Source organism: Streptomyces griseicoloratus, from assembly GCF_014534645.1.
Taxonomy (GTDB): Bacteria; Actinomycetota; Actinomycetes; order Streptomycetales; family Streptomycetaceae; genus Streptomyces; species Streptomyces griseicoloratus.
On record NZ_JACVQF010000062.1, the window covers coordinates 1 to 238 of the forward strand.

Here is a 238-nt window from a genome sequence, read left to right on the forward strand (position 1 = left end):
CGCCCTGCGGTCGAGCTTGCCGTTGGCGGTCAACGGCAGCGCGTCAAGGACCACCACCGCAGAGGGCACCATGTGCTCCGGAAGACGGGCTGCCGCAAACTTCCTCAGCGTCGCAGCAAGTTCGTCCTCCGCCCCGTCATCGTCCACGGTGACGTAGGCGACCAGACGGCTGTCGCCGGGCGTGTCCTCCCGCCCGATGACAGCGACCCGCGCAACCTGCGGATGGCCGGCCAGGACC

The 238-nt window shown here is 69.7% G+C and carries 1 protein-coding gene; it reads right to left on the reverse strand.

The genetic code is table 11. From position 1 onward, the window contains the following. Window positions 1-238 (reverse strand): AMP-binding enzyme (locus H0H10_RS02215; protein WP_188179078.1); only part of this gene is annotated, 238 nt, incomplete at both ends.